11 protein-coding genes are annotated in these 9,883 nt (G+C 62.5%); 3 read left to right on the plus strand and 8 right to left on the minus strand.

From position 1 onward, the window contains the following. Nucleotides 1–68: 68 nt before the first annotated feature. The 3 genes from BLU35_RS05455 (at nt 69) to sugE (ending at nt 3,341) form a co-directional block, all read left to right on the plus strand. Complete coding sequence (locus BLU35_RS05455) at nt 69–1,466, plus strand: DegQ family serine endoprotease (protein WP_057255588.1); 1,398 nt, start codon at nt 69–71, stop codon at nt 1,464–1,466. Next, nucleotides 1,463–2,776, plus strand: a complete 1,314-nt coding sequence (locus BLU35_RS05460) for a replication-associated recombination protein A (protein WP_058324766.1) — start codon at nt 1,463–1,465, stop codon at nt 2,774–2,776. The genes BLU35_RS05455 and BLU35_RS05460 overlap by 4 nt, the downstream gene beginning before the upstream one ends. Nucleotides 2,777–3,026: 250 nt before the next feature. After that, a complete protein-coding gene (gene sugE, locus BLU35_RS05465) occupies nt 3,027–3,341 on the plus strand; it encodes a quaternary ammonium compound efflux SMR transporter SugE (protein ID WP_093232347.1) in 315 nt (104 codons plus the stop codon). A gap of 144 nt (nt 3,342–3,485) precedes the next feature. On the opposite strand, the gene BLU35_RS05470 is transcribed toward sugE, so the two are convergent. From BLU35_RS05470 to BLU35_RS05505, 8 genes are all read right to left on the minus strand, one after another. Further along, entirely contained in the window at nt 3,486–4,271 is a 786-nt protein-coding gene (locus tag BLU35_RS05470; protein WP_093232348.1) for an ATP12 family chaperone protein, read from the minus strand. After that, entirely contained in the window at nt 4,264–4,929 is a 666-nt protein-coding gene (locus BLU35_RS05475) for an HAD-IA family hydrolase (protein WP_058329557.1), read from the minus strand. The genes BLU35_RS05470 and BLU35_RS05475 overlap by 8 nt, the downstream gene beginning before the upstream one ends. Continuing rightward, a complete protein-coding gene (locus tag BLU35_RS05480) occupies nt 4,929–5,921 on the minus strand; it encodes an RluA family pseudouridine synthase (protein WP_057255592.1) in 993 nt (330 codons plus the stop codon). Before BLU35_RS05480 ends, BLU35_RS05475 begins: the two co-directional genes overlap by 1 nt. Nucleotides 5,922–6,133: 212 nt before the next feature. Beyond that, nucleotides 6,134–6,511 (minus strand): fluoride efflux transporter CrcB, encoded by a 378-nt coding sequence (crcB, locus tag BLU35_RS05485; RefSeq protein ID WP_058329555.1) that lies wholly within the window; start codon nt 6,509–6,511, stop codon nt 6,134–6,136. Between the two features lie 24 nt (nt 6,512–6,535). After that, entirely contained in the window at nt 6,536–7,369 is an 834-nt protein-coding gene (gene fghA, locus BLU35_RS05490; RefSeq protein WP_093232349.1) for an S-formylglutathione hydrolase, read from the minus strand. Between the two features lie 24 nt (nt 7,370–7,393). Next, entirely contained in the window at nt 7,394–8,044 is a 651-nt protein-coding gene (locus tag BLU35_RS05495; RefSeq protein ID WP_093232350.1) for a DUF1345 domain-containing protein, read from the minus strand. Between the two features lie 43 nt (nt 8,045–8,087). Next, on the minus strand, nt 8,088–8,528 hold the full coding sequence (locus BLU35_RS05500) for a YaiI/YqxD family protein (protein WP_093232351.1): 441 nt from the start codon (nt 8,526–8,528) through the stop codon (nt 8,088–8,090). Nucleotides 8,529–8,721: 193 nt separating this feature from the next. Continuing rightward, nucleotides 8,722–9,849: an S-(hydroxymethyl)glutathione dehydrogenase/class III alcohol dehydrogenase gene (locus BLU35_RS05505; RefSeq protein WP_093232352.1), complete on the minus strand. Its 1,128-nt coding sequence runs from the start codon at nt 9,847–9,849 to the stop codon at nt 8,722–8,724. Between the last annotated feature and the right edge of the window lie 34 nt (nt 9,850–9,883).

The following is a 9,883-nucleotide window of genomic DNA, read 5'->3' on the forward strand; positions in this document are numbered from 1 at the left end:
CAACATTTGCCTTTTTTCGCGCGAAATCCTATCTGAACGTAGCCGTGACGAATAGGAGAATGCTTCACATGATCGTTGGTCAAAGAGCGCTTGTTGCGCTCGTCATTGCTGTGTCTCTTGCCTGTCCGGCATGGGCTGAGGAGGCCAAGACGGTTCCGCAGTCGCGCACCGAAATGCAGCTTTCCTTCGCGCCGCTCGTCAAGCAGACGGCAAATGCGGTCGTCAACGTCTACGCCGAACGCGTGGTCGAGCGCCGCTCGATCTTTTCCGGCGATCCCTTCTTTGAGGAGTTCTTTGGCCAACGCATGCCGAACCGCTCGGAAAAGCAATCGTCGCTCGGCTCCGGCGTGATCGTCGGCAAGAACGGCATCGTCGTGACCAACAATCACGTCATCGAGGGCGCCGACGACATCAAGGTGGCGCTGGCGGACGGGCGCGAGTTTCCCTGCAAGATCGTGCTCAAGGATGACCGACTCGACCTGGCGGTGCTGAAGATCCAGTCGGAAGGCCCGTTCGAGATCGTCCCGCTCGGCGACTCGGATGCGGTCGAAGTCGGCGATCTCGTGCTGGCGATCGGCAACCCGTTCGGCGTCGGCCAGACGGTCACGAGCGGCATCGTCTCGGCTCTCGCGCGCAACCAGGTTTCTTCAGGGGATTTCGGCTTCTTTATCCAGACGGATGCGGCGATCAATCCGGGCAATTCCGGCGGCGGCCTCATCGACATGAACGGTCAATTGATCGGCATCAACACCGCGATCTTCTCCAAGGGTGGCGGCTCGAACGGCGTCGGCTTTGCTATCCCCGCCAATCTGGTAAAGGTCTTCGTCGCGTCCGCTGACGGCGGCAATGGCGCCTTCGTCCGTCCCTTCATCGGCGCAAGCTTCGAACCGGTGACCTCGGAAGTGGCCGAAGCCCTTGGCCTCAACCGCGCCCGCGGTGCGCTGGTGACGGCTGTCGTGGCGGGTGGCCCGGCCGAACTGGCAGGCATCAAGCCGGGGCAAGTGATCACCGCCGTCAACGGCATTGAAGTCGAACATCCTGATGCGCTCGGCTACCGCTTGACGACGGTCGGCATCGGCCACGAGGCGCGCGTTACCGTGTCGGAAAACGGTAAGCCGCGTGAGGTGATGCTCAAGCTCGATCGGGCGCCGGAGACCTCGCCGCGTGACGAACGGCTGATCGAAGGTCGCAATCCCTTCGCCGGCGCGGTCGTCGCCAATCTGTCGCCACGTCTAGCCGAGGAACTGCGCGTGTCGACTTCGCTCCAGGGCGTCGTCGTCATGCAGGTCAACCGCGGTTCGCCGGCAGCACGCATCGGCCTTGAGCCGAAGGACATCGTGCGCTCTGTCAACGGCACGGCGATCGACACGTCCAAGACGCTGGAGCATGTGATGGGCGACGACGCCTCCTTCTGGCGCGTCGAAATCGAGCGGGACGGCCAACTTATCCGTCAGTTCTTCCGATGAGCGATCTGTTTACAGCACACGAGCCTCCTGAGATGGCGTCCGCAAGACCGCTTGCCGACCGGCTTCGCCCGCGTACGCTCGCCGAAGTCACGGGCCAGGAGCACCTGACCGGGGATGATGGGGTGCTGTCGCGTATGATCGCGTCGGGTTCTCTCGGATCGATGATCTTCTGGGGACCGCCAGGCACCGGCAAGACGACCGTCGCGCGTCTGCTTTCGGGGGAGGCGGGACTCGCCTTCGAGCAGATCTCCGCCATCTTCTCCGGTGTTGCCGATCTCAAGAAGGTGTTCGAATCGGCCCGTGCGCGGCGCATGTCCGGCCGGCAGACCCTGCTGTTCGTCGACGAGATCCACCGTTTCAATCGTGCCCAGCAGGATAGTTTCCTGCCCGTGATGGAGGATGGCACCGTCATCCTCGTCGGCGCCACGACCGAAAATCCGTCCTTCGAGCTCAACGCCGCTCTGTTGTCCCGCGCTCGCGTGCTGACGTTCAAGCCACACGGTGAGGACAGCATCCAGGAGCTTCTGTCCCGTGCCGAGCAGGCAGAAGGCAAGGCGTTGCCGCTTGATGCGGATGCACGCGCGAGCCTGATCCGCATGGCCGATGGCGATGGCCGTGCGGCGCTGACGCTGGCGGAAGAAGTCTGGCGCGCCGCGCGGCGCGACGAGATCTTCGATGCTGCAGCGCTTCAGAACATCGTCCAGCGCCGGGCGCCGGTCTACGACAAGGGCCAGGACGGCCACTACAATCTGATCTCGGCGCTGCACAAGTCGGTACGCGGTTCCGATCCGGATGCCGCGCTCTATTATCTCTGCCGCATGTTCGATGCGGGCGAGGATCCTCTTTATCTCGGGCGACGGCTTGTACGCATGGCGGTTGAAGATATCGGCCTTGCCGACCCTCAGGCCCTGGTGATCTGCAATGCCGCCAAGGACGCCTATGATTATCTGGGCTCGCCGGAGGGGGAACTGGCGCTTGCCGAAGCCTGTGTCTATCTGGCGACCGCGCCGAAGTCGAACGGGGTCTACACCGCCTACAAGGCGGCGATGCGCGCTGCCAAGGAGAACGGCTCGCTGCTGCCGCCGAAGCACATTCTCAACGCCCCGACCAAGCTGATGAAGGGCGAAGGCTACGGCGACGGTTATCGCTACGATCACGACGAGCCGGATGCCTTTTCCGGCCAGGACTATTTTCCGGAAAAGATGGGGCGCCAGACTTACTATGATCCGCCGGAGCGTGGTTTCGAGCGAGAAATCCGCAAGCGGCTGGAATGGTGGGCGAAACTCCGCCGGGAGCGCAATGCTCCCTAGAATGCCCAGAAAACTGTAAGACGGCCTTTCCTTGTGCTTGGCCCGGCGAAAACCCCGTCGTTTTCAAGGCTTCAAGGAATGCGGCACGTGGCTTAGCCTTGCCACCGGTGCAAGGCTGATCTGCCCGTGGCTGCCTTGCCGTCGGAACCGGAGTGTGAGATAGAACCGGCATTGCAGACGGCTGCACGGTTCGCGAATTCGAAACCGAACATCCGCGGGGACGGCCTCGCTCCAGTATTAGGAGTTTGACATGGCCTGGTTCCTTCTTTTGGTTGCCGGTATCCTCGAAATCGGCTGGGCAATCGGTCTCAAATACACGGATGGCTTCACGCGCGTTACGCCGACGATCCTGACCGTCGGGTCGATGATCCTCAGCATCGCGCTGCTCGGCCTTGCCGTGCGCACCCTGCCGCTCGGCACGGCCTATGCGGTCTGGACGGGTATCGGTACGGTCGGTACCGTCATCCTCGGCATCTTCCTGTTTGCAGAGCCGGCGACCTTCGTCCGCCTCGGCTGCATCGCGCTCATCGTCAGCGGCATTGCCGGGCTGAAACTCGCCGCCTAACGCAGCGTAATACACTAACGTGGCGTTAGGTAAGCAGGGCGATCTTGCTCTGAAGCCGTAACCATAATTGCAAACGAAGCGGGCTGCTCGTCATGAAGGACACGCAGCCCGCAATCGTATTCAGAGATGTTTCGCTGTCTCCGTTTACCGCAAGGCGTCCAGAACCGCAGCAGTCGCCAGCATTTCCTGCCAGCGGTTTTCGCGGCGGCGGAAGGCTTCCTCGTCGGTTCCCCAATGCTCGATCTGCCAGTCTTCGTCGACATGCGCGGCCGTCCAGGCCTCTTCGGCCGTGAACCTGCCGGAGGCGAAGGCAAGCGCCAGCAGGGCCGAACCCGTCAGGCTGGTCACCGTATGAACGCAGGTGAGCCCGAGCGGAGTGGCGAAAGCGCGCAGGCCCTCGGCATAGGCCGAAAGGGCTTCCTCCGGCTGCTCCTGATGGATCACGCCTTCGGCGAGGATGAAGCGGGCGCCGAGCGTTTGCCGCGCCCAGTCGAGCACCGGGTTCCAGATCTCGTTCTGGCGTGCGACCAGGCCTTCCGGGCTGTCGGCGCGATAGCAGATCATGTCGGTTCCGGCGAAGCGCAGGATGTCGTCGAACACCGAGCGCTGGTCTTTCGCAACACCATCGAGCGCCGTGTTGACGATGCGGGTGACCGGCATTCGGGCGGGATCGATGACCTCGGCCTGTGCCTCCCATTCGGCGGCCAGCATATCGGCAAGCTTGCGTGTCGGCACGGCAAGCGGTTGCTTTGCTGGCGTGCGCACCGTGCGGCCGTCGAGCAGCACGGCGTGGGTGTCGCCTTCCGCCGCAGCGACGCTGACCGCCTTGTAGAAGCGCTTCGGCAGCGGCTTCAGCATCTGAATCTGTGCGCGGCGGACCGGATCCTCGTGGCTCATCGCACCGCTGAGCTCGTCGCGAATATCAGGCATGATTGTGTTCCATCCATTCAATGATGTCTGCCGGCGTCTGCGCAACGAAATCGGCACCCGCCTCGATGAGATCGGGAACGGACGCATAGCCCCAGGCTACGCCGATGGCGGCGGCTCCCGCGGCCTTGGCCATTTGCATGTCGTAGATCGCGTCGCCGATGACGACCGTATCCTTCGCATCGATGCCCGCTTCCGAACAGCACTCCGTCACCATCGCCGGGTGCGGCTTGGAAGGGCAGTCGTCGGCGGTGCGCGAAACGAAGAAGATATTGTCGAAACCGTGGGTTTCGGAGATGTGAGTGAGGCCGCGCCGAGACTTGCCGGTGACGGCGCCGATCAGCAGCGCGTCCCGCGACGAGAGCGTCTGCATCATGTCGGCGATGCCCGGAAACAAAAGCTCCTGGAAGCCGGCTTCGCTGCGCACGCCTGCGAAGATCGACTTGTAGTGCGCAGTCATCGCCAGTGCCAGGTCGTCGACGTGCTCGCGGCCAAGCAGGCGGGCAATGGCGATGTCGAGTGTCAGGCCGATGATGCCCTTGGTTGCTGAAAGCGGCGGGCGCTCGCGATCGAATGCCTCGAAGGTGCGCGCCATCACCTCATGGATCAGCCCGCCGCTATCGACCAGCGTCCCGTCGCAATCGAAAAGCGCCAGTTTCATCAGTCGTCCTCGCCCGGCTCGTTCTCTTCAAAGCCCAGTAGGTTCCAGCTTTGGACCATGTGCGGCGGCAGCGGCGCGGTCACGCGCAGGCGACCGCCGTCCGGATGCGGGATATCGATATGGCGCGCGTGCAGATGCAGACGGTTCTGCATGCCGCCGGGCAGGCTCCAGTTGATATCGGCGTCGAAATACTTCGGGTCGCCGAGGATCGGGTGACCGATATGCAAGGCATGCACGCGCAACTGATGGGTACGGCCGGTATAGGGCTCCATCTCGAGCCAGGCGAGGTTCTGTGCCGCTTGCTCACGAATTCGGTAGTAGGAAATCGCGTGGTCGGCACCGTCCTCGCCATGCTTGGCGATGCGCATGCGGTCGCCGTCCGGCGTCTGTTCTTTGACCAGCCAGGTCGAGATCCGGTCTTCGCGCTTGCGCGGCACGCCTTTCACCAGCGCCCAATAGGTCTTCTTGGTGTCGCGCTCTCGGAAGGCGGCCGTCAGCTTCTGGGCGGCGCCACGCGTACGGGCAATGACCAGAACACCTGAGGTGTCACGGTCGAGGCGGTGCACCAGACGGGGCTTTTCGCCACGCTGATTGGTCCAGGCCTCGAGCATCTTGTCGATGTGACGGTTGACGCCGGAGCCGCCTTGCACGGCAAGCCCGGCCGGCTTGTTCAGCACGATCACCTTCGCGTCCTCATGCAGCACCATCCGCGACAGCAATTCTCCGTCGGGCGAGTGGCGAAGGTCGCGGCCGGCGATCGGGCCTGTCTTCGTCTCCTTCGCATCGACGCCAAGGGGAGGGATGCGCACCGTCTGGCCCGGCTGTAGGCGCGTGTCGGACTTGACGCGGCCGCCGTCGACACGGATCTGGCCCGAACGCAAAAGCTTCTGCAGCGGACCGAAACCCAGCCCCGGAAAATGCACTTTGAACCAGCGGTCAAGGCGCATGCCTGCCTCGTCACCGTCCACTTGCCTGTGTTCTATGCCTGCCATTTGAGCGAACCTGCTTTCTGTTCCTGCAGCGTCGCGCGTCAATCTGAAGCTCTTACGTTGGGATGGACGCAAGAAAACGCTTCAGGTGCGCAAGGGCTGCCGCAATCCTTTAACGGCTGCATGACAATGCCCCTGAAGCGATGACGGTTGAAGAGCAATGCAGCAACGCACCGCGTTTCCCTCAGGCTACGCAGCGCTTGTAGAAGCAGCCTTTAGACTATTGCGCGCATCAGAGCCAGCCCGCTGAAGACCGCAAGGAGCGAAAGCGCGACGCTGGCAACGACATAGATGACGGAAAGCATGACATCACCACGCTCGAAGAGCGTGATCGCATCCAGCGAAAAGGCGGAAAAGGTGGTGTAGCCGCCGAGAACCCCGGTGATGAGGAACACGCGCATTTCCGGCGACGCGCCAAACTTGCGCATGATCGCCTCTGCCAGCACGCCGATCAGGAACGAGCCGGTGATATTGACGCCGAGTGTGCCCCACGGGAAGCCCGCCCCGAGGCGATGGACGGTCCAGAGGCCGACAAGGTAGCGCAAGATCGAGCCGATCGCGCCGCCGGCTCCAACGAGAAGGAGGTGGGTCATCAGTCGCTCCGGGACAAAATCGGCCTAGGCCAGCCGTTCGGCATGCCACTTCAGGTGATCGTCCATGAAGGTGGAGATGAAGTAGTAGGAGTGGTCGTAGCGCTCATGCATGCGCAGCGTCAGATCGATGCCGGTTCCCTTGACCGCATCCTCGAACAGCCACGGGCGCAGGCCGTTTTCGAGAAAGCTGTCCGCCTTGCCCTGGTCGATCAGAAATTCCGGGAAGCGCGCACCGTCCTTGACGAGGGCGCAGGCATCATATTGGCGCCAGGCGGCGCGGTCTGTGCCGAGATACTTTTCGAAGGCGCCGACCGACCAGTCGGCGGTCGAGGGCTCGACGATCGGCGCGAAAGCCGAGCAGCTCTTGAAGCGATCCGGGTGTTTGAGCGCAATGGTCATGGCGCCGTGGCCGCCCATGGAATGGCCGAAAATGCCCTGGCGGCTCATGTCCATGCGGAAGTGCTGGCTGACGAAAGCGGGCAGTTCTTCGGTGATGTAGCTGTACATCTGGTAGTGCTCGGCCCAGGGCTTCTCGGTGGCGTCGACATAGAAACCCGCGCCCTTGCCCATCTGCCAGTTCGTCAGTTCGTCTGGCACGTCGGCGCCGCGCGGGCTGGTGTCGGGGCAAACGATGATAAGCCCGAGTTCGGCGGCCATGCGCCGGTATTCGCCTTTCTCCATGACGTTCGCGTGCGTGCAGGTGAGGCCGGACAAGTACCAGAGCACTGGTCTCGGTTCCTTGATCGCCTGCGGCGGCACGAAGACGGCAAAGGTCATCTCGCCCTTGCAAGCCTCGGAATCGTGCGAAAAGACGCCCTGCATGCCGCCGAAAGCGGTGTTTTGCGAGAGGACCTTCATGAAATGCTCCTTGGGTAATGATGCTCAGCCGGCAAGCTGCACGGCCGCGTTGACGGCGGCGGCGACGAGCACGGTGTTGAAGAAGAAAGAAACGACGGCATGCATCAGATTGATGCGCCGCATGGCTGTTGTGGTGATGGCGACGTCTGAGGTCTGCGCGGTCATACCGATGACGAAGGAAAAATAGAGGAAATCAAAACCGCCGGGCTCGGGTGTCTCGGGAAAGTCGAGGCCACGTGCAGGCTCCGGCGTCTTCGCATCCGCGGAAGGCACGCAGTATATGTGCGCATAATGCATCGCGGCCATCATATGGATCGTCGCCCAGCCGAGCACGACCGAGGCAAAGGCGAGGCCGAGCGCGAGTGCGGATCCTGTTTGCTGGGCGTTGAGCGCAAAGAACAGCGAGATGAGCGAGCTCGCAGCCGCACCGAATGTCACGAGGAGGATAACGAACTCGGGCTCGTCGGTGTTTCTGGCATGGGTCTTCAGGTGCCGCCCGGTCATCATCCGCAATCGCCGCCAGCACATGACGAGATAGACGCAGAAGAAGGTGATCGCAGCGCCTTCAAGTGCGAAGCGTCGCGCAACGAACCAGAGGACGGGCACGCTTGCGAGCGCGCATAGAATGGCGGTGTAGAAGGGCCAGTGCCTGAGCTTCGTCGTCGTCGCTGTCATCCAGATACCCCTGCGATCTGCAGCGGAAGCGGCTGCCGCACCGTCACTTTTTCGCCTGCCGTGCGAGTCGGTCAAGCGTTTCGAGGAAGGCGGATCGATCGCGCGGCGTGAAGGCGGCGTTGTAGCCCTTGCTCTCGCCGGTTTCACGCAAATGCTGCCCAAGATCGCGCATCGCCGAAGCCATGCCGATATTGCCCTTGTCGAAGATGCGTCCGGAAGGGCCGGTAACCAACGCGCCGGCGGCAACGCAACGCACGGCCAGCGGTACATCGGCGGTGACGACAACATCGCCCTCCTGCGCCCGTTCCGCGATCCAGTTGTCGGCCGCATCGAAACCCGCCGAGACGATGACGTTGTGTACCATCGGGTCGCGCGAGGGGCGCAGGCCGGAATTGGCGACGAAAGTCACCTCTATTCTATGGCGTTCGGCCACCTTCAGGATTTCCGACTTCACCGGGCAGGCATCGGCATCGACATAGATCATCTTGTATCAGTTTCTCAACGGGACTGAAAAGGCGCCGGAAATCAATCGACTCCGACGCCGTTCTGAATCGGATTGTGAAGCAATTCCAGGAAAAGTGCGAAGCGGTTTTCCGTCCGGAATTGCGTCGTTCAGGTTGTGAAGCAATTCCAGGAAAAGTGCGAAGCGATTTTCCCGGAATTGCGCCATTTGCACCTTAGTAAAGAACGACCGAACGGATGCTTTCGCCGGAATGCATCAGCTCGAAGCCCTTGTTGATGTCTTCGAGTGCCATGGTGTGGGTGATCATCGGATCGATCTCGATCTTGCCCTCCATGTACCAGTCGACAATCTTCGGCACGTCGGTGCGGCCGCGCGCGCCGCCGAAGGCGGTACCCATCCAGCTGCGGCCGGTGACGAGCTGGAACGGCCGGGTGGAGATCTCCTGGCCGGCGCCAGCAACGCCGATGACGACCGACTTGCCCCAGCCGCGATGCGAGGCCTCGAGCGCCTGGCGCATCACCTTGGTGTTGCCGGTGCAATCGAAGGTGTAGTCGGCGCCGCCGATCTGGTCGGCCCCACGTTTCGTCATGTTGACCAGGTAGGGCACGATGTCGTCGCCGACGTCCTTCGGGTTGACGAAGTGGGTCATGCCGAAGCGCTCGCCCCAGCCCTTCTTGTCGTTGTTGAGGTCGACGCCGATGATCATGTCGGCACCGGCGAGGCGCAGGCCCTGGATGACGTTGAGGCCGATGCCGCCGAGACCGAAGACGATCGCGGTCGCGCCCATCTCGACCTTGGCCGTGTTGATGACCGCACCAATGCCGGTGGTGACGCCGCAGCCGATGTAGCAGATCTTGTCGAACGGCGCGTCCGGGTTGACCTTGGCAACGGCGATCTCCGGCAGCACCGTGTAGTTGGCAAACGTCGAGCAACCCATGTAGTGATGGATCTTGTCCTTGCCGATCGAGAAGCGCGATGTGCCGTCTGGCATCAGGCCCTGGCCCTGGGTCGAGCGGATCGCGGTGCAGAGATTGGTCTTGCGCGACAGGCACGACGGGCAGGAGCGGCACTCGGGCGTATAGAGCGGAATGACGTGATCGCCCTTCTTCACCGAGGTGACGCCTGGGCCGACGTCGACGACGATGCCGGCACCTTCATGACCGAGGATGGCCGGGAACAGGCCTTCCGGATCGGCACCCGACAGCGTGAAGTCGTCCGTGTGGCAGATGCCGGTGGCCTTGACCTCGATCAGCACTTCGCCGGCCTTTGGGCCTTCGAGCTGAACCGTCATGACCTCCAGCGGCTTGCCTGCCTGAACGGCAACGGCGGCGCGTACATCCATCTATTTTCTCCCTAGGACAAAAATGGTTTCAGGC

Origin of the sequence: Sinorhizobium sp. NFACC03 (assembly GCF_900103435.1) — a bacterium.
Lineage (GTDB): Bacteria > Pseudomonadota > Alphaproteobacteria > Rhizobiales > Rhizobiaceae > Ensifer.